Raw genomic sequence first — 19,675 nt, forward strand, 5'->3', positions numbered from 1 at the left:
ATGCTGATCCTTGCCATCGATACCTCGGCCGTGGCCAGCGCCGCCCTGGTCTCCGACGATTCGCTGGAATCCGTCGTCGGCAGCTTTGCCACCGCGGACACCCGCAGCCACGCCGAGGTGCTGGCGCCCGGCATCGAACAGCTGCTCTCCGGCGCGGGCCTTCGCGGGGCCGACGTCGACGCGATCGTGACCGGTGTGGGTCCGGGCCCGTTCACCGGGCTGCGGTCCGGCATCGTCACCGCGCGCAGCCTGGCTCTTGTCTGGCAGAAGCCGCTCTACGGGCTCATGAGCCTCGACGCGATCGCCCTGGAGGTCGCCGAGTCCACCGAGGCCGCGGCCGAGTTCATCGTGGCGACCGACGCGCGGCGCAAGGAAGTGTACTGGGCCCGCTACGCCCTGGCTGCGGGCCAGCTGCCGCAGCTGGTGGACGGCCCGCACGTCGGCTTCGCCGCCGGGCTGCCGGACCTTCCCGCCTACGGGGCCGGCGCCGGGCTCTACCCGGATGACGTGCGGGCCGTGCCCGAATTCGCCTCGCGCCAGCCCGAGGCCCTGTCGCTCGGCCAGTTCGCGCTGGCCCGCCTGGCCGCGGGGGAGCAGCTGCTGGACAGCACGCCGCTGTACCTGCGCGAGTCCGACGCGCAGGTGCCCGGCCCACGGAAGCGCGCCCTGTGAACGCCCCCGGAACTCCGGGAGTGACGCCCGGCGCCGCACCGGCAGGCGTCGTCCTCCGGGACATGGTGGCCGCGGACGTGCCCGCGGTGCACGAACTGGAGCGCCGCCTGTTCCCGGTGGACGCCTGGCCGCTGCAAATGTTCGTCGACGAACTGGCCCAGGCGGAAACCCGCCGCTACCTCGTCGCGGAGTCCGGGGGGACGATCGTCGGCTACGCCGGGCTGATGTGCATCGAACCCATCGCTGACGTCCAGACCATCGCCGTCGTCCCCGAACAGGAAGGCCGCGGCATCGGCTCGGCCCTGCTGACCGAGCTCATCCGGGAAAGCCGGCGCCGGCACGCGGCCGACGTGCTGCTGGAAGTCCGCGCGGACAACCCGCGCGCCCAGCAGCTGTACCGGCGCTTCGGCTTCGAACAGATCCACGTCCGGCCCCGCTACTACCGCGACGGCGTGGACGCGCTGATCATGCGGCTGGTGCTCGGCGCGCCGGAAGACCCACAGGAAGCAGGCCGTCCATGAACCGCCCCGACCGCAACGCCCCGCTGGTGCTGGGCATCGAGTCCTCCTGCGACGAAACCGGCGTCGGCGTCGTCCGCGGGACCCGGCTGCTGGCCAACACCGTCTCCTCGTCCATGGACGAGCACGTCCGCTTCGGCGGCGTCATCCCCGAAATCGCTTCCAGGGCGCACCTGGACGCGTTCGTCCCCACCCTGCAGGAGGCGCTCGCGGCGGCGGACGTGACGCTCGACGACGTCGACGCCATCGCCGTCACCTCCGGCCCGGGCCTTGCCGGGGCGCTCATGGTCGGGGTCTGCGCGGCCAAAGCGCTCGCGGTCGCCACCGGGAAGCCGCTGTACGCGATCAACCACCTCGTGGCGCACGTCGGCGTCGGGCTCCTCGAGCCGGCCGACGGCGCCGCGGCATCCGGCGCGGCCGGGGTCCCCGGCGGTCTCTCCGGCAGCCTGCCGGAGAACCTCGGCGCCCTCCTGGTCTCCGGCGGCCACACCGAGATCCTCCGGATCCGCAGCATCACCGACGACGTCGAGCTGCTCGGCTCCACGATCGACGACGCCGCAGGTGAGGCCTATGACAAGGTGGCCCGGCTGCTGGGCCTGGGCTACCCGGGCGGTCCCGCCATCGACAAACTGGCCCGCACCGGCAACGCCAAGTCGATCAGGTTCCCGCGGGGCCTGACCCAGCCCAAGTACATGGGCACCGCGGAGGAGCCCGGCCCGCACCGCTACGACTGGTCCTTCAGCGGGCTGAAGACCGCCGTGGCGCGCTGCGTCGAGCAGTTCGAGGCCCGCGGCGAGGAGGTCCCGGTGGCGGACATCGCGGCGGCGTTCCAGGAGGCGGTGGTGGACGTGATCACGGCCAAAGCGGTGCTCGCCTGCCGCGAAAACGGCATCACCGACCTGCTGCTCGGCGGGGGAGTGGCGGCGAACTCGCGGCTGCGCCAGCTCACCGAACAGCGCTGCAGCGCGGCCGGGATCCGGTTGACGGTGCCGCCGCTCTCGCTCTGCACGGACAACGGCGCCATGGTGGCGGCCCTCGGCGCGCAGCTGGTGATGTCCGGGACGGCGCCGAGCGGGATCGGCTTCGCGCCGGATTCCTCGATGCCGGTCACGGTCGTCAGCGCGTAGCCGCCGCGGCCGGGAGGCCGGCTGCCGGAACGGTGCGTTCCCGGGATGGCCCCTCCGGGGATGCCAGGCTTCCGGGAGGGCGCGGCCCGTGAGGCTAGGCCTCGGGGCCGGTGCGCATCTGTTTGACCAGGTCAAGGACGACGGCGCGCAGGTCCCCGCCGTGCTCGGCGGCAACCCGGCGCTGCCGCTGGTAGCCAGCGCCGCGGTCGATGATCTTGCCGACGTCGGCCAGCTCGGCGCTGCAGCCGAGCTTCGCGGCGACCGGCTCAAGGCGCTTCAAGGTCTCTCGCAGGTGGTCGGTGACGAGCTGTTCGTTGCCCTCGGCGTCGAGGATGATGATCGCGTCCAGGCCGTAGCGGGCTGCACGCCACTTGTTCTCCTGCACGTGCCACGGCGGCATGGTCGGAATGGTGCCGCCGTTGTCCAGGATGGTGGAGAACTCGTCCACGAGGCACTGGGTGAGCGCGGCGATGGCGCCGACTTCCTCCAGCGTGGCCAGGCCGTCGCAGATCCGCATCTCGATCGTGCCAAGGTTGGGGACGGGGCGGATGTCCCAGCGGATCTCGGAGAGGGTGTCGATTACTCCGGTGGTGAACATGTCCTGGACATAAGCCTCGTATTCGGCCCAGCTGCCGAACTGGAACGGCAGGCCCGCCGTCGGCAGCTGCTGGAACATCAGAGCCCGCTGCGAGGCGTAGCCGGTGTCCTCGCCGCCCCAGAACGGGCTGGATGCCGAGAGCGCCTGGAAGTGCGGGAAGTAGTTGACCAGCCCGTCGAGCACCGGCAGGACCTTGTCCCGGCTGTCCAGGCCGACGTGGACATGGACGCCGTAAATCACCATCTGGCGGCCCCACCACTGCGTACGGTCGATCAGCTTGGCGTAGCGCTCCTTGTCCGTCACCGTCTGGAGCTGCGGCGGGCTGAACGGGTGGCTGCCGGCGCAGAAGACCTCTACGCCCATCGGATCGGTGACCTCGCGGACCGCGGCCAGCGAGCTGCTCAGGTCCGCCTTCGCTTCGGCCACCGTGGTGCAGATCCCGGTGACGAGCTCCACGGTGTTGAGCAGCAATTCCTGTTTGATGTGCGGATGCTCGTCATCCTCGTTCAATTCGGGGTGCCGGGCGGCGACGCCGCGAAGCACCTCGCTGGCGACCGAGGCCAGCTCGCCGGTTTCGGCATTGACCAGCGCGAGTTCCCATTCCACACCAAGAGTTGATTGCCTGGATGAAGCGAAATCAATCTTCATGTGGTCCCTTCACGGTGTCGTTGCCAGCCTGCGCCGGCCGGTCATGTCGCCCGGACGGTCCGCCCGCGGACGCGGCGGGCTACGGCAAGGCAGCGGTGTTGCAAGTCTAGTGCAGGGGTAGCATCGAGCTGGTGGCGAAGTTACAGCTGATACGTGAGAGTCTTCACAGTCGACGCCGGCCGACGGCGGTCCTCAGCGTCCTGGCGGCACTCGCCGTGGGCGTCGCGGGCTGCACCGGCCCGGCGGACCCTGGTCCCGGCGCTGCAGCCGGCAGCCCGCCGGCGAGCGCCGCCGGCGCCGCGCCCTCATCCCGCGATGTCCCGCCGTCGCCCGGCGGTGCCCCGCAGTCGCCCGGCGGCGCCGCGGGGACGCGGCCGCTGGGCTGGGGCCCGGACCAGGCCGATGCCGATGCCGCGGACCGGGCCGTCAGCCGCATGAGCCTGGCGCAGAAAGCGGGACAGGTCCTGCTTCCCTACTTTTCCGGGCTGGACCATGAGGCCCACGCCCGGACCATCGAGCGGCTGCACCTGGCCGGGGCGATCATCATGCCGGACAACGTCCCCGGAACGCAGGGCGGGCAGGTGGACACCGCCGCCATGCACGCCGCCACCCGGCGCCTGCAGCAGGCCGCCCGCGCCGGCGGCCGCGGCTGGCCCGGCATGGTGGGCGTCGACCAGGAAGGCGGTGTGGTCGCCCGGCTGCGCGCGCCGCTCACCGAGTGGCCCGCACCGATGAGCTACGGCGCCGCCGGCAGCCGTCCCCTGGCGACCGATGCGGGCAGGGCCCTCTCCGCGGAACTGGCCGGTCTCGGCTTCAACCTCGACTTCGCCCCGGCCGCGGACGTCACCATGGGCCCGGCCGACCCCACCATCGGCGCGCGGTCCATCTCCGGCAACGCCGACACCGCCGCCGCCGTCGGCATCGCTTTCTCCAAGGGCATGCTCGGCGCAGGCGTCCTGCCGGCGGCCAAGCACTTCCCCGGCCACGGCTCCGTGTCGACCGATTCACACCGGGCGCTGCCGGTCCAGCCCGCCAGCCTTCAGCAGCTGCGCGCCAGGGACCTGAAGCCCTTCCAGGCCGCCATCGACGCAGGGCTCCCGATGGTCATGACCGGCCACATCGCCGTGCCTGCCCTGGAACCGGGGGTGCCCGCCTCCGTGTCCAAAGCCTCCTACCGGGAATTGCGCCGGATGGGGTTCAAGGGGGTCGCGGTGACCGACGCGCTCAACATGGGCGCCATCGCGCAGCAGTACCCCCGCGACGCCGCCGCCCCGCTGGCCCTGGCCGCCGGGGCCGACCTGCTGCTGATGCCGGCCTCGGCGGAGGCCGCGCATGCGGCGATCGTCACGGCCGTGCAGAACGGGTCCCTGCCCGCGGCCCGGCTGAAGGAGGCAGCCACGCGGGTGGCCACCATGCAGCTCTGGCGCGGCCGCAGCCACCCGCCCCGCGGCGCGGCGCCCGGCAGCGGTTCGGCGCTGTCCCGGAAAGTCTCGCAGCAGGCGGTCACCGTGCTCGCCGGCCCCTGCCGCGGACCGCTTGTTCCGGCCAGCGTCCGGGTGGGCGGCGGCACGTCCCAGGACCGTGCCCGTTTCGCCGCGGCCGCCCGCCGGGCCGGGATCGCCCTGGGCGCCGGCCCGCTCGTGACACTGATCGGCTACCGCGGCGCCCCGGCGGCCGGGAGCGTGGCGGTCGCGCTGGACGCGCCGTGGCCGCTGGAGAAGTCCGCGGCCCGGACCAAGGTGGCTCTGTACGGCCGCAGCCAGGAGGCCTTCGACGCCCTGCTGGCCGTCCTAGCGGGCAAGGCGACGGCCCCGGGAAAGCTGCCGGTCGCCGTCGGCCGCCAGGCGCCGGGGTCCGGCTGCCGCTGACGGCGGCCGGTCACGCGTCGTCACGGCCGCCGGGGTGCCGTTTAATGGTGCTGTGCCCATCCTGAACAAAGACATGACCCTGTGCATCTCGCTGTCGGCCCGGCCGAGCAACAACGGGACCCGCTTCCACAACCACCTGTACGAGCAGCTGGGACTGAACTGGATTTATAAGGCCTTCGCGCCAACGGACCTGAGCCAGGCCATCGCCGGGGTGCGGGGCCTGGGCATCCGGGGCTGCGCCGTGTCCATGCCCTACAAGGAGGACGTGATCGCGCTCGTCGACGCTATGGACCCGTCCGCGAAGGCCATCGAGTCGGTGAACACGATTGTCAACGACGGCGGCCGGCTCACGGCCTACAACACTGACTACACGGCAATCGAACAACTGCTGCAGCGCAATGCGGTCCCGGTCGAGTACGCGGTCTGGCTGACCGGGGCCGGCGGGATGGCGAAGGCCACCGCGGCGGCCCTGCGCGACGCCGGCTTCCGCAACGTCACCATCATCGCCCGCAACGAACAGGCGGGCCGGGCGCTCGCCGACCAGTACGGCTTTCACTGGCGTGCGGACTTCCCGGCGGCCGGCGAGGGTACGGCGGACATGCTCATTAACGTCACCCCGGTGGGGATGGCCGGCGGCCCCGACGCGGAGGCGCTGTCCTTCCCGCAGCCGGCGGTGGACGCGGCCAAGGTGGTCTTCGACGTCGTGGCGCTGCCCGCCGAGACGCCCCTGATCCGGGCCGCGCGGGCCGCCGGGAAGCAGGTGATCACCGGCGCCGAGGTCGCAACCATCCAGGCGCTGGAGCAGTTCGTGCTCTACACCGGCATCCGGCCCACGGCGGAGCAGGTGCGCGCGGCGGAGAACTTTATGCGGGCGCAGTAGCTCCGCCCGTTGCCGCGGAATCCGCCGGGCAGGTTACGCCGGCCCGACTGGCCGCACCGAGATGGCCACCCGTTCCTCGCCGATCCTGGTCAGGACCAGGGTGGCCGTTTTCTTGGCCGCGTCCTTGCCGGTCCGGCCACCGGGGAGCAGCTGCTTGCGCAGTTCCTCCGGTGTGGCGGCGACGCCGCGCTTCTTGATGTCCAGGACGCCGACGCCGTTCTCCCTGACCCAGGACTTGAGCGCCTTGACGTTGAACGGCATCACCTCAAGGACTTCGTAGGCGCGGGCGAACGGAGTCTCCCGCAACTCCGGCGCGCAGATGTAGGCAATGTGCTCGTCCAGCAGGTGCCCGCCCAGCTGGAGTGCGACGTCGGCGACGAGGCCGGCGCGGATCACGGCCCCGTCCGGCTCGTACAGATAGCCCCCGACCGGGCCGACGGGTGCGGCCGGACCGGCGTCGAAGTCCTCCGTGCTGGTGAGTTCAGCTGCGCCCTGCGGGCCGAGCACCAGCGCGGCACGCCGGATGCCTGGCCGGCGCACCGCGTTGAACCACAGCGCCACCTCGGTCACATCCCCGCCTACGGACACCCACTGCGCTTCGCAGTCCTGCGGGATGGCGGCGTGCGGCATGCCCGGGCCCATCTTGACGCCGACGGCGCGGCCGGAGGCGGCGAGGCCTTCGACGAAGGACAGCGGCGGGGAGAAGTCTTCCGGGTCCCAGAGCCGTTTGGTACCGGAGCTTGAGGTGGTGCGGCGGGCCGGGTCCAGCCACACGCCGTCGACGCCGTCGAGCGGGACCGCGGCGGCGTCGGCGTGGACCACGGTGGCGTTGCGGAACGGGATCAAGTTCATCGTGGCGCAGGCGGCAGTGGTTTCATCCACCTCCACGGCGGTGACCGTGATGTCCAGGGACGCGAAGGCCATCGCGTCCGCGCCCAGCCCGCAGCCCAGGTCCGCGACGTGACCGATTCCGGCCTCGGCGAAACGCTGGGCGTGCCGCGCCGCCACGTTGAGCCGGGTGGCCTGCTCCAGGCCGGCGCGGGTGAAAATCATCTGCCGGGCGAACTCGCCGAACTTGGCTTCCGCCTTGGTCCGGAGCCGGGACTGGGTCAGGGCAGCGGAGACCAGCTCGGGGGAGTGCCCGGCCTTCCGCAGCGAGGCGTTCAGCCGGAAGGCCTCGTCCTCGCGGTACGGTCCCAGCGAGGCCAGCAGTTCCCAGCCCTCCGGATTCAGCAGCGGGGCGATCTGGTCCTGCGTCGTCTCAGCCATGCCTTCAAGCGTAGTTCAGGCCGGCGGGCCCGGCGTCCCGGATAGGGTGGACGGCATGGATGGCAGGAAGAGTGAAAATGTGGGCACGGCAGGCACCCGGGACAATGTGGCGGAACCGGCCGGGCAGCCCCGCGGCGCCGCCCGGTTCGCGCGCCCGGCGCTGATCGCCGGCGGCGTGGTCGCCGTCGTCTGCGTGGCGCTGCTGGTCATCATCTTCTTCCTGGACTCGTTCAACGCCACCGTCTACTCGGTCGGCGGCAAAAGCGTGGCAGACGCGACCGATGAGGCCCGTTCCATCCGCGACACCTACGCTGCGGCACGCGTCGGCGGCATCGTCTTCCTGATCCTCGGCGCAGCGGCCGCCGTCGCCGGTGCTGCGGTGCTGTACCGCACCCGGGGCACGTCCGGCCGCGACGACGGCGACGACGTCAACTTCGACGACCTCGCCGGCGGCTGACCCCGGCGGTCCGACGGACATGCCCATCCTTAGGGGCGGGGCGTGGGCATAACGCGGCATGCCCACCGGCTGCGCCCAGGGAAGGACATACCCAATAGTTGCCGCTTCCCCGCGGACACCCGGTCCGACGGACATGCCCATCCTTAGGGGCAGGGCGTGGGCACAACGCGGCATGCCCACCGGGTTGGCCGGGTGACGGGCATGTCCGGCGGGGGAGGGGGCGTTCACCATGGACGAACTGCTGGCACTCACCTTGACCGAGTGCTAACTCCTTACATAGAGTCGTCATTAGCACTCTCCCTAGGCGGGTGCTAACACCTGAAGCTTTACCGGCCTGGCTGCTGCCGGCACCGCGACGACGGTCTGTACGCCACGGCACGACGGCTTTAAAGTCCATGAATTTGCTGACGAAAAGGAGAGGTCCGAGTGTCGGTCTCTATTAAGCCTCTTGAGGATCGTATTGTTGTCCGCCCGCTCGAAGCCGAGCAGACCACGGCTTCCGGCCTGGTTATCCCGGACTCCGCACAGGAGAAGCCGCAGGAAGGCGAAGTTGTCGCAGTTGGCCCCGGCCGCTTTGACGACAACGGCAACCGCGTCCCCGTCGACGTAGCCGTCGGCGACGTTGTCATCTACTCCAAGTACGGCGGAACCGAAGTTAAGACCGGCGGCGTCGAGTACCTCGTGCTGTCCGCCCGCGACGTTCTGGCGATCGTCGTAAAGTAACTCTCTTGGACCCCCGCGCCGCCTTTCCTTCGCTTTGAACGGAACGGCTGCGCGGGGTTCTGTCTTGAAAGGACACAACCATGGCAAAGCAGCTTGCGTTTGACGACGCTGCCCGCCGGTCGCTTGAAGCCGGCATCGATAAGCTCGCCAACACGGTCAAGGTGACCCTCGGCCCGCGCGGCCGCAACGTCGTGCTGGACAAGAAGTGGGGCGCCCCCACGATCACCAACGACGGCGTGACCATCGCCCGCGAAGTCGAACTGGACGACCCGTACGAAAACCTTGGCGCGCAGCTCGCCAAGGAGGTCGCCACCAAGACCAACGACGTCGCCGGTGACGGCACCACCACCGCCACCGTGCTGGCCCAGGCCCTGGTCAAGGAAGGCCTGCGCAACGTTGCCGCCGGCGCCGCTCCCGGCCAGATCAAGCGTGGCATCGAGGTCTCCGTCGAGGCCGTCGCCGCCCGCCTGCTGGAGAACGCCCGTCCGGTCGAAGGCACCCAGGTCGCCAACGTCGCCGCCATCTCGGCGCAGAGCGAAGAGGTCGGCGAGCTCCTGGCCGAGGCTTTCGGCAAGGTCGGCAAGGATGGCGTTATCACCATCGAAGAGTCGTCCACCACGCAGACCGAGCTGGTCCTCACCGAGGGCATGCAGTTCGACAAGGGCTACCTCTCCCCGTACTTCGTCACCGACGCGGAACGCCAGGAAGCAGTCCTCGAAGACGCCCTCATCCTGATCAACCAGGGCAAGATCTCCTCGGTCCAGGAATTCCTGCCGCTGCTGGAAAAGGCCCTGCAGAGCTCCAAGCCGCTGTTCATCATCGCCGAAGACGTCGACGGCGAGGCCTTGTCCACGCTGATCGTCAACCGCATCCGCGGCACCCTGAACGTTGTGGCCGTCAAGGCCCCCGGTTTTGGTGACCGCCGCAAGGCCATGCTGCAGGACATCGCGACCCTCACCGGCGCCCAGGTTGTCTCCCCGGAACTGGGCCTCAGCCTGGACAGCGTCGGCCTCGAGGTGCTCGGCACCGCCCGCCGCATCACCGTCACGAAGGACAACACCACCATCGTCGACGGCGCCGGTTCGGCGGAGGACGTCGCGGGCCGCGTGGCCCAGCTGCGTGCCGAGCTGTCCCGCACCGACTCGGACTGGGACCGCGAGAAGCTGCAGGAACGGCTGGCCAAGCTGGCCGGCGGCATCGGCGTGATCAAGGTCGGCGCTGCCACCGAGGTCGAGCTGAAGGAAAAGAAGCACCGCATCGAGGACGCAGTGTCCTCGACCCGCGCTGCCCTCGAAGAAGGCATCGTGGCCGGCGGCGGCTCCGCCCTCATCCACGCCCTCAAGGCACTCGATGAGGATCCGGCCGTCCAGGCGCTCGAAGGCGACGCGGCTGCCGCCGTCGGCATTGTCCGCCGCGCGCTGACCCAGCCGCTGCGCTGGATCGCGCAGAACGCCGGTTTCGACGGGTACGTCGTCGTGGCGAAGGTTGCCGAGTCCGCGGTCAACCAGGGCTTCAACGCCAAGACCGGCGAATACGAGGACCTGATCTCGGCCGGCGTCATCGACCCGGTCAAGGTCACCCGTGCAGCCCTGCGCAACGCGGCGTCCATCGCCGCGCTGGTTCTCACCACGGAAACGCTCGTGGTGGAGAAGCCGGCCGAAGAGGACGAACACGCCGGGCACCAGCACTAAGGTCTCCGCACCGCAGAGGACCGGATCAGCGCCAGCGCTGGTCCGGTCCTTTTTGCGTGGCGAAATCGTTCTCCAAAGGGTCGGAAGTCATCGGCGGTCGTCACCCATTAGGGACGCAGCGAGGCGGGGTCTGTATAGTGGCTCTGGTTGTCTAGAGTCTTTATTACGGGAGTTCGTATGTCTGGAGCGGGAACGCTCGTCCTGCCGCGGGAGACCAGCCACCAGCCCCCTCGGGCAGCCGGGACAAAATTCAGGCCTGAAATCCAGGGCCTGCGTTCACTCGCGGTGCTCATGGTTGTCACCTATCACGTGTGGTTTGGACGCGTCTCCGGTGGCGTGGACGTGTTTCTTCTTATCTCGGCCTTCTTGATGACCCTCCAGTTCGTGGGGCGCTACGATCGCGGCTCCCGCTTGGACCTCATCAAGCACTGGCTGCATTTGTTCCGCAGGCTCCTTGCGGCCGCAGCGGTCGTCATTCTAGGCACCTTGGCAGTCAGTTATTTTGTCCTGCCCCGCACTCGCTTCCCGGATGTGATCTCGCAAAGTTGGGCATCGCTGTTCTATGCGGAGAACAGGCTGCTCCAGAACGCAGCAGTGGATTACTACGCAGCCGACCACGCATCGGCGAGCCCTTTGCAGCATTTCTGGTCGCTGTCCATTCAAGGACAGGTCTTCATCCTTTGGCCGCTCATCTTTGCAGGGTGCGCCGTTGTCGCCCGCAAGTTTGGCCTTCGCTACAGGGCGCTTCTCCGCCTCGTTTTTGCCGGCATATTCGTAGCATCTCTGACCTTTTCCATCTTCTATACGGCGACAAATCAGTCCGAGGCATATTTCGACACAGGCGCTAGGCTCTGGGAATTCGCGCTGGGCACGCTCCTTGCCTTGTTCTTACCGACGCTAGCCTTCCTGTCAAAGCGGATGCGGGTCATCCTTGGCTGGGTGGGCGTCCTTGCGATGGTTAGTTGCGGCTTCATCCTCGACGTGGAGGGGGCTTTCCCCGGTTTTGTGGCACTCTGGCCGACCTTGGCCGCAAGCTGTGTCGTCGTGGCCGGGCAAACCGGCAGTCGCTGGGGGGTCGACCGCTTCCTGAGCTCCCGGCCGCTCGTAAAACTGGGTGACAACTCCTACGCGTTGTATTTATGGCATTGGCCCGTACTTGTGCTGGCATTGGCATGGAGTGGGAAGGAGCACGCAGGGTGGCTTTCCGGCAGCGCCATCATCGCGGTGTCATTGGGACTCGCTTTCTTCACCACCCGCTTCGTCGAGCGTCCCTGGCGCTCCTGGGCCTGGCCGGAAGCGCAGAGGCGCAGGGCAGCGGCGGCCGTGGTTCTTTGCTTGGCAGTGGTCGCTGTGCCACTGGGTGCCGTGCAACTGCAGCAGCACCTTGCGACCCAGGCCGTGCTAGCGCAGGCGCAAAGGAATAACCCCGGAGCGATGGCCCTAGTGCCTGGTTTCGTCGATAAGGCCGACAGCGATGCCCCGATCCTGCCGACTCCTGAGATGGTAGCCAAGGACTGGGCCAGCTTGGCCGAGCCATGCAGCGGAGACCTGCAGCCGTCCAATGCGGCGCTGCACAAGAGCTGCAGCCAGAACGACGGTCCCGCCGACGCCAAGACTCTTCTTGTAGTCGGGGATTCGCACGCCGAGCAGTGGCTGCCCGCCATTGACGCAGTTGCCAGCAAGCAGGGATGGCGGGTTTATGCGATCCTCAAGGGCGGGTGCCGGTTCAGTGTCATCGCCAATGAATCGGGCACGGACTGCGAGAAGTTCAATGCTGCTGTCAGGGACGAAGCGGCTGCCAACCCTCCGGATGCCGTCATCACCGTGGGAACCGCTGCGTCCCCATCATCTCCTGCGGAGAAACTCATTCCGGGCCTTGAGTCCACCGCGCGCTTTTGGCATGAGCGCCAGGTCGAGGTAGTTGCCATCAGGGATAACCCGCGGTTCGACTTCAACATGGCCGAATGCGTGGCGAAGCAAGGAGCCGACAGTCCTGACTGCCGTCGCGACAAAGCCGACGTGCTGGCGGCTCGCAGTCCGCTTGCTGCTCTGCAGGGTCGGGTCCCCGGCCTGTCCACGGTTGACATGACGGACATGATTTGCGATGGGTCGAGCTGCCCCGGGGCGGTGGGCAACACCTTTGTTTATCTCGACAACAACCACCTCACTCGGACATACGTCGCGTCTATGTCATCTGTCTTTGCGGAACGACTGCTCAGTGTGACGGGCTGGAAATGACGGCAGGTAAGGCACAGGGGCCTGCGCCGTCCTACTGAAAACTCGCCTGCACTGTAGTTAGCGGCGGTTGTGAGCGGGCGGACGATCCACCGGTGTTCTCGCGGCCCGCGGCTCAGGCAGCCGACCGGCTGGACTTAGCCGGAGACCGCCGCCTCAACCGGAAGAACAGCAGCACTGCCACCGCCGCGGCCGTAATCCCCACCAGATTCACCAGCAGCTGCAGGGCCGATCCGGCAGCCTTCTGGTATTCGCCCAGGACAAGGGCCACGGCGACGAACCCGGCCGCCGGAACGGTGGTCACCGAGATAAACACCCCGACCAGGGCGGTGGACCGCCGGCTGGTCACCGAGAGCATGCCCGCCGCGCCGGCGAGCAGGGCCACGATCACGGAGTAAGGCCCCGGGTGGTAGATGAACTCCACCGCCGAGCCACGGTCCAGCGTGTCCGCCGGGAAGAGCCCTAGCGGCACGGACAGCCAGGCGGTCAGGGCTGCGGCCAGCATCGCGATCGGAAAACCCACGCCCAGGGCGACCGCCGCGCGGCGGCCCAGCCGCCACTGCCGGCGGACCAGCGCGACGGCGAGGGCAGCGAGGGGCCCGAACTCGGGGCCGACCGCCATGGCGCCGACGATGGCGATGGTGGAATCCGTGACGATGCCGATCGCGGCCAGCTGCGTCGCCAGGACCAGGAACGCCAGGTAGCTCCAGGTGAGCCGGGAATCCTCGCCGGTCTGCCGGGAAACCTCATCCCAGACCATGGCATCAGCGCCCTCCCCGGGAGCCGCCGCCACTGCCCGGTCCGCGCGGTCGGAGAGCAGCAACTCGGGAGTGGTGACCGAGACCGACCCCCTCCGCTGGACATTAAGGGACTGCAGCTTCTCGATCAGCGCCTCGACCGACTCGCGGGCAATGAAGACCAGGACAACGTCGCCCGGCGGCAGCACCGACGCGCCGGGATGCAGGGCGACCTCGGCCACCCCGGGCGCACCCGAGCAACTCTCCACCACGGTGGCGGACAGTTCTTCCGGGACACAGATGCGTACCTGCACGATCACGCGCGGCCTCCTTCGACTCGTAACAGACTAGCGGCGCCGCGCCTCATCCTTCCGTCGCGGCCGGGCCGTGAATTCGAGACCGCGAGTTGGCGGACAAGATTACGGTTCGGTAACATTGATGCTTTGGAAGCCGCCTGGAGGATCCCAAGTGACGAACGAGCGAACCATAACCAGCCCGCCCGCCGCCCCGGCGGGCTCTCCGGCGAGCCGCAAATCGGGCTACCGCCCCGAGGTGCAGGGCCTGCGCGCGCTGGCTGTCCTCATGGTCGTGACCTACCACGTCTGGCTGGGCAGGGTCTCCGGCGGCGTCGACATCTTCCTGCTCATTTCGGCCTTCCTGATGACGCTCAGCTTCGCGCGCAAGGTCGAATCCGGCAAGCCGCTCCGGCTCCTGCACCACTGGCTGCACCTGCTCAAGCGGCTGCTGCCCGCCGTCGTCGTCGTGGTCCTAGGTGTCCTGATCGGCACCTGGGCCATCCTGCCGGCCAGCCGCTGGGCGGACATCCTGGACCAGGCCTGGGCCTCGCTGCTCTACCGGCAGAACTGGCTGCTCGCCGATTCCGCCGTGGACTATTACGCCCAGGACCACTCGGGCGCCAGTCCGCTCCAGCACTTCTGGTCGCTGTCCATCCAGGGGCAGGTCTTCCTGCTGTGGCCGCTGATCTTCGCCGGGACCGCGCTGCTGCACCGGGGACTGCGCTACGCGGTACGCCGCTGGACCCGGCTGGGTGACCGGCTGCCGGGCTACCGCGCACTCCTGGCCGTCGCCTTCGGCGCGGTCTTCGCCGCATCGCTGGCCTACTCGGTCGAGCAGACCGCCGGGAACCAGGCCTATGCCTACTTCGACACCCGCACCCGGCTCTGGGAATTCGCCCTCGGCTCGCTGCTGGCGCTGGCCCTGCCGCACCTCAAACCCGGCAAGGCGCTGCGCGTGGTGCTGGGCTGGGTGGGCCTGGCGGCAATGCTCTCCTGCGGTCTGCTGCTCACCGTGGACCGGTCCTTCCCTGGCTTCATCGCGCTGTGGCCCACGCTCGCGGCGGCGGCCATCATCGTGGCCGGGCGCAGCGGCAGCCGCTTCGGGGTGGACCGGATCCTGACCTGGCGCCCGCTGGTTGCCCTGGGCGATAACTCTTATGCCCTGTACCTCTGGCACTGGCCGCTGCTGGTCCTCGCCCTGGCCGGGGCAGGACTCAGCGCCCCCAACCTTTGGCAGGGCCTGGCGATCGTCGCCGCCTCCCTCCTCCTGGCCGTGCTCACCACCCGCTACGTCGAAAAGCCGCTGCGCGAATGGCACTGGCCGCAGCGCCAGGCCTGGCGCACCGCCGTCGTCATCGCCGCCTGCGGCGCCCTGCTCGCCGGTCCGGTCACGCTGTGGCAGAGCCACATGGTGGCCGACGAGGCCGCCGCCGCGTCCCAGCCCCGGGAACTGACACCCGGTGCCGCGGCGCTGGCCCCCGAAAACGCCGGCAAGCCCACGCCGGACGCCAAGATCATCCCGGCCCCGGGGGCGATGAAGAACGAGTGGGCTGACATCGACGGGCTCTGCACGGACGCCAACGTCCCCAGCGACCCGCTGCTGGAGGGCTGCCTGCAGAACAGCCGCCCGGCCAAAGTCACCAAGAAGATCGTGGTGCTCGGGGATTCGCACGCCCAGCAGTACATGGCCGCGCTCGGCCCGGTGGCCAAGAGCCACGGGTGGGAGGTGGTGACCCTGCTCAAGGGCAACTGCCGCTTCGGTGGCGAGTCCGACGAGCGCGACGCCGACTGCAACGCCTTCAACAAGGCCAGCGCCGCCTACGTGCTGGAGCACAAGCCCGACGCCGTCTTCACCGTCGCCTCGCTGACGCACAAGGAGGCGCCGTTCGAGACCGAGGTCCCGAAGTATCTGGAAGGCATCAAGCCGTTCACCGACGCCGGGATCGACGTCGTCGGGATCCGCGACAACCCGCGCTTCCCGATCAACATGCCCGAATGCGTCCAGACCAAGGGACCCGACGCCGCCGAGTGCAACGTCCCGCTGCAGGAGTCCCTGGCGGCGTCCTCGCCGCTGGATGCCTACCGGGGCAAGGTGGCCCGCCTGCACCTGATGGACATGAGCGACTTCATCTGCGCCGACGGGACCTGCCCGGCCGTGGTGGGGAACGTCTACGTCTACAAGGACGACAACCACCTGACGAAGACCTACGTCCAGACCATGATCCCGATGTTCGAGAAGCGCCTGCTCGCAGCCACCGGCTGGAAGTAAACCCGCCGACCGGCAGCGGTGCGCGATGCCGTTGCTCACAATCACGGCGCGGAATATGGGGATCTGCGCCAAGGTTCTAGTATTTATTCAACACTCCTGCACAGGCCACGCCCGTAATGACGGGCTGGTCATCTGCTGCAACCCCTACCCGTGAACACCCAGAAACCCAAGGTAAGAGGCGCACTCATGACCCAGCCCGAACACGACCCCTTCGGCTTCGTTGGCCTGACCTACGACGACGTCCTGCTCCTTCCGGGACACACCAACGTCATCCCTTCCGAAGCCGACACCTCCTCCCGGATCTCCAAGCGCATCACGGTCAACACGCCGCTGCTGTCCGCCGCGATGGACACCGTGACCGAGTCGCGGATGGCCATCGCCATGGCCCGCCAGGGTGGCCTCGGCGTCGTGCACCGCAACCTTTCGATCGCCGACCAGGCCGACCAGGTGGACCGGGTCAAGCGCAGCGAGTCCGGCATGATCACCAACCCGCTCACGATCGGCCCCGAGGCCACGCTGGCCGAGCTGGACGAAATCTGCTCGCACTACCGGGTCTCCGGCCTGCCCGTCGTGGACGAGGGCATGCGCCTGCTCGGCATCGTCACGAACCGCGACACCCGCTTCGTGCCGGAAGCCGACTTCCCGATCCGGCTGGTCAGCGACGTCATGACCAAGATGCCGCTGGTCACTGGCCACGTCGGCATCAGCCGCGAGGAGGCCTCGCACAAGCTCGCGACGAACAAGATCGAGAAGCTCCCGCTGGTCGATGACCAGGGCCGGCTCAAGGGCCTGATCACCACCAAGGACTTCACCAAGGCCGAGCAGTACCCGCTGGCCACCAAGGACGATGAGGGCCGGCTGCGCGTCGGCGCCGCCATCGGCTTCTTCGGTGACGGCTGGGAGCGCGCGATGGCCCTGATCGACGCCGGTGTGGACGCCCTCTTCGTAGACACCGCCAACGGCCACTCGCAGGGCGTGCTGGACATGATCCGCCGCCTCAAGTCTGACCCGGTCGCCGCGCACGTGGACATCATCGGCGGTCAGGCCGCCACCCGCGAAGGCGCGCAGGCCCTGATCGACGCCGGCGCCGACGGCATCAAGGTCGGCGTGGGGCCCGGCTCCATCTGCACCACCCGCGTCGTGGCCGGCGTCGGTGTCCCGCAGATCACCGCCATCTACGAATCCGCCAAGGCCGCGATCCCGGCCGGCGTCCCGCTGATCGCCGACGGCGGCCTGCAGTACTCGGGCGACATCGGCAAGGCCCTGGTCGCCGGCGCCGACACCGTCATGCTCGGTTCTCTGCTGGCCGGCTGCGACGAGTCCCCGGGCGACCTGATCTTCGTCAACGGCAAGCAGTTCAAGCTCTACCGGGGGATGGGCTCCCTCGGTGCCATGCAGACCCGCGGCAAGAACACCTCCTACTCCAAGGATCGGTACTTCCAGGCCGACGTGTCCGGCGACGACAAGCTCATCCCGGAAGGTATCGAAGGCCGGGTCGCCTACCGCGGTCCACTTTCCTCGGTGGCCTACCAGCTGGTCGGCGGCCTCCGCCAGACCATGTTCTACACCGGAGCCCCGACCGTGGCCGAGCTCAAGGCCCGCGGCAAGTTCGTCCGGATCACGCCGGCCGGGCTGAAGGAATCCCACCCGCACGACATCCAGATGACGGTGGAGGCGCCGAACTACGGTTCGCGCTAACCCGCCAGGCTGGCCCGCCGGAAGGCTGGACACGCAGGCCACGGGGATCCGTCCCCGTGGCCTGCCTGCGTTAAGAAGCGGCCCCGGAGGCGCGGATCCGGAACTAGGCTGGAGCCATGTCCGAACTCCTGCCCGCGCGCGAGCCGAAGCGGAAACTGGCGCTGCGGCCGTACGCCCGGGCCGTGGCGCAGGTGCTGCGGGTCAGCTTCCGCGCTTCGCCTGCCGCCGTCGTGATGAAGGTGGTGGGCTCGTTGATCTCGGCGCTGATGCCGCTGGTCACCACCTACTTCGCCGCGCTGACCACGACGGCGCTCGCGGCGGCGTACGCGGGTAATGCGGCCGCCGGGCAGCAGGCCATCGTCTACGTCATCATCACCGCGGCGCTCGGCCTGTTCTGGGGCGCCTTCAGCAGCGTGGACCGCTACATCCAGCAGCTGATGAGCTTCCGGGTCGGCGCCATCGTCGGGGACCTGATGTACGAGCGTTTCCTTGCCCTGGAATTCTGGCGTTACGACGACAAGGAGACGGTGGACCTCTACGACCGGGCCAAACGCTTCTCCGATTCCTACGCCCGCGTCCTGGACCGGATCGCCGCCATCTTCACCCAGCTGGTCTCGGTGATCCTCGCGATCGGCGCGCTGCTGCTGGTCAGCTGGTGGATTGCCGTGATCGTCCTGGTCGCGATCGTGCCCAGCGTCTACCTGCAGTTCAAACTCTCGCGCGAACAGATCGCGCACTGGAACACCCAGGTCGATTCGCGCCGGCAGCGGCGGATGATCGAGACCAACCTGCTGCGCCCGCAGCACATCGCCGAGATGCGGCTCTACGGAATCGTCGGCTACCTGATGGGGCTCCGCTCCCGGCTCCGGGATGCGGACGAAAAACGCCGGCTCGACTTCCAGAAGCGCTACATCCCCAAACAGCTCGCCGCCGATGCGCTGCAGTACGGTGCCGAGGTGGTCTCGCTGATCTGGGTGGTGGGCCAGATCATCGCCCGTGCCCAGCCGGTGGGGCAGTTCCTCTACGTCCAGCAGATCGTCAGCCGGGCCCTGTCCACCGCCAACAATCTGGTCTCCTCGCTGAGTTCGATCGACGAGGACCTCGCCAACCTCAAGGACTACGAGCTGTTCATGGCGCTGCCGGTCCACTCCGAGCACGCCCCGGCCCTGCTCCAGGCGCCGAGGACCGTGGAACTGCGCGACGTCCGCTTCACCTACACCGGCAGCGAGCTGGAGGTCATCAAGGGCGTCTCGCTGACCATCCGGCAGGGCCAGCACATCGCCATCGTGGGGGAGAACGGGGCCGGGAAGTCCACGCTGATCCGGATCCTCGCCGGGCTCTACCGGCCTGACTCCGGGCAGGTGCTGCTCGACGGCGTCGATCTCGCCGCCGTCGACGTGAAGTCCTGGCACCGCCACCTCGCGGTGCTCAGCCAGGAGTTCCTCAAGTACGAGTTCGCCACGGCGGCCGAGAACATCTTCTTCGGCGACGTCGATGCGCCGCGCGACGACGAGCGGATCCGCCGGGCCGCCGCGGACGCGGAGGCCCTCGAATTCATCAACAAGCTGCCGAACGGGCTGGACAACCATGTCAGCAACTGGATGGAAGACCCGCGCGGGCGCAAGGGCAGCGGCCTCTCCGGCGGGCAGTGGCAGCGGCTGGCCATGGCCCGGAACTTCTACCGCGACGCGTCGTTCATGGTGATGGACGAACCGACGTCGGCGATTGACGCGCTGGCCGAGCACCGGATCTTCACCCGGCTGTTCGCCGACCGGAGCAGCACCATCATCGCCATCAGCCACCGGCTCGCGACGATCGAGAAAGCGGACATCGTCTACATGCTCGAAGACGGCCGGATCGTGGAACAGGGCACGCACAAGGAACTGGTGGCGTTGCGCGGGCGTTACTTCCGGATGTTCGAGTCGCAGCTCAACGTGGACGAGCCCGAAGGCGTCTAGGCCCGGCCGGCGCGGATCGGCCCGGCCACGC

At 68.7% G+C, this 19,675-nt stretch carries 15 protein-coding genes; 12 read left to right on the forward strand and 3 right to left on the reverse strand.

What is annotated here, in order from left to right; translation table 11 throughout:
* From tsaB to tsaD, 3 genes are all read left to right on the forward strand, one after another.
* The gene (gene tsaB / locus ACTWLI_RS10060) at positions 1-672 is read left to right on the forward strand and encodes a tRNA (adenosine(37)-N6)-threonylcarbamoyltransferase complex dimerization subunit type 1 TsaB (RefSeq protein ID WP_445153731.1); all 672 of its coding nucleotides are present in this window, start codon (positions 1-3) and stop codon (positions 670-672) included.
* Between the two features lie 62 nt (positions 673-734).
* Positions 735-1,193 carry a ribosomal protein S18-alanine N-acetyltransferase gene (gene rimI / locus ACTWLI_RS10065; protein ID WP_445156158.1) on the forward strand — a complete coding sequence of 153 codons (459 nt, stop codon included), beginning with the start codon at positions 735-737 and terminating at the stop codon, positions 1,191-1,193.
* Entirely contained in the window at positions 1,190-2,317 is a 1,128-nt protein-coding gene (gene tsaD, locus ACTWLI_RS10070) for a tRNA (adenosine(37)-N6)-threonylcarbamoyltransferase complex transferase subunit TsaD (RefSeq protein ID WP_445153732.1), read from the forward strand. Before rimI ends, tsaD begins: the two co-directional genes overlap by 4 nt.
* 94 nt (positions 2,318-2,411) lie before the next feature.
* On the opposite strand, the gene ACTWLI_RS10075 is transcribed toward tsaD, so the two are convergent.
* On the reverse strand, positions 2,412-3,563 hold the full coding sequence (locus ACTWLI_RS10075; RefSeq protein ID WP_445153733.1) for a glutamate--cysteine ligase: 1,152 nt from the start codon (positions 3,561-3,563) through the stop codon (positions 2,412-2,414).
* Positions 3,564-3,694: 131 nt separating this feature from the next.
* Here ACTWLI_RS10075 and ACTWLI_RS10080 point away from each other — a divergent pair, with 131 nt between their 5' ends.
* A complete protein-coding gene (locus tag ACTWLI_RS10080) occupies positions 3,695-5,431 on the forward strand; it encodes a glycoside hydrolase family 3 protein (protein WP_445153734.1) in 1,737 nt (578 codons plus the stop codon).
* Between the two features lie 52 nt (positions 5,432-5,483).
* Complete coding sequence (locus ACTWLI_RS10085) at positions 5,484-6,311, forward strand: shikimate 5-dehydrogenase (RefSeq protein WP_445153735.1); 828 nt, start codon at positions 5,484-5,486, stop codon at positions 6,309-6,311.
* Positions 6,312-6,344: 33 nt separating this feature from the next.
* Here ACTWLI_RS10085 and ACTWLI_RS10090 read toward each other — a convergent pair whose 3' ends face one another.
* The gene (locus ACTWLI_RS10090) at positions 6,345-7,580 is read right to left on the reverse strand and encodes a THUMP-like domain-containing protein (RefSeq protein ID WP_445153736.1); all 1,236 of its coding nucleotides are present in this window, start codon (positions 7,578-7,580) and stop codon (positions 6,345-6,347) included.
* Between the two features lie 79 nt (positions 7,581-7,659).
* On the opposite strand from ACTWLI_RS10090, the gene ACTWLI_RS10095 reads away from it, so the two are divergent.
* The 4 genes from ACTWLI_RS10095 (at position 7,660) to ACTWLI_RS10110 (ending at position 12,689) form a co-directional block, all read left to right on the forward strand.
* A complete protein-coding gene (locus tag ACTWLI_RS10095; RefSeq protein WP_445153737.1) occupies positions 7,660-8,037 on the forward strand; it encodes a hypothetical protein in 378 nt (125 codons plus the stop codon).
* Between the two features lie 426 nt (positions 8,038-8,463).
* Positions 8,464-8,760, forward strand: coding sequence for a co-chaperone GroES (gene groES / locus ACTWLI_RS10100; protein ID WP_056737866.1), 297 nt, complete (start codon positions 8,464-8,466; stop codon positions 8,758-8,760).
* A gap of 80 nt (positions 8,761-8,840) precedes the next feature.
* A complete protein-coding gene (groL, locus tag ACTWLI_RS10105) occupies positions 8,841-10,451 on the forward strand; it encodes a chaperonin GroEL (RefSeq protein ID WP_445153738.1) in 1,611 nt (536 codons plus the stop codon).
* Between the two features lie 177 nt (positions 10,452-10,628).
* The gene (locus tag ACTWLI_RS10110) at positions 10,629-12,689 is read left to right on the forward strand and encodes an acyltransferase family protein (RefSeq protein ID WP_445153739.1); all 2,061 of its coding nucleotides are present in this window, start codon (positions 10,629-10,631) and stop codon (positions 12,687-12,689) included.
* A 112-nt stretch (positions 12,690-12,801) separates the two neighbouring features.
* Here the strand turns inward: ACTWLI_RS10110 and ACTWLI_RS10115 are convergent, their stop codons facing one another.
* Positions 12,802-13,743 (reverse strand): DUF389 domain-containing protein, encoded by a 942-nt coding sequence (locus ACTWLI_RS10115; protein WP_445153740.1) that lies wholly within the window; start codon positions 13,741-13,743, stop codon positions 12,802-12,804.
* A 118-nt stretch (positions 13,744-13,861) separates the two neighbouring features.
* On the opposite strand from ACTWLI_RS10115, the gene ACTWLI_RS10120 reads away from it, so the two are divergent.
* The 3 genes from ACTWLI_RS10120 (at position 13,862) to ACTWLI_RS10130 (ending at position 19,644) form a co-directional block, all read left to right on the forward strand.
* Positions 13,862-15,988 carry an acyltransferase family protein gene (locus ACTWLI_RS10120; protein WP_445153741.1) on the forward strand — a complete coding sequence of 709 codons (2,127 nt, stop codon included), beginning with the start codon at positions 13,862-13,864 and terminating at the stop codon, positions 15,986-15,988.
* 186 nt (positions 15,989-16,174) lie between these two features.
* The gene (gene guaB, locus ACTWLI_RS10125) at positions 16,175-17,686 is read left to right on the forward strand and encodes an IMP dehydrogenase (RefSeq protein ID WP_445153742.1); all 1,512 of its coding nucleotides are present in this window, start codon (positions 16,175-16,177) and stop codon (positions 17,684-17,686) included.
* A gap of 116 nt (positions 17,687-17,802) precedes the next feature.
* Complete coding sequence (locus tag ACTWLI_RS10130) at positions 17,803-19,644, forward strand: ABC transporter ATP-binding protein (RefSeq protein ID WP_445153743.1); 1,842 nt, start codon at positions 17,803-17,805, stop codon at positions 19,642-19,644.
* Positions 19,645-19,675: the final 31 nt, after the last annotated feature.

Source organism: Arthrobacter sp. Hor0625 (assembly GCF_052567525.1).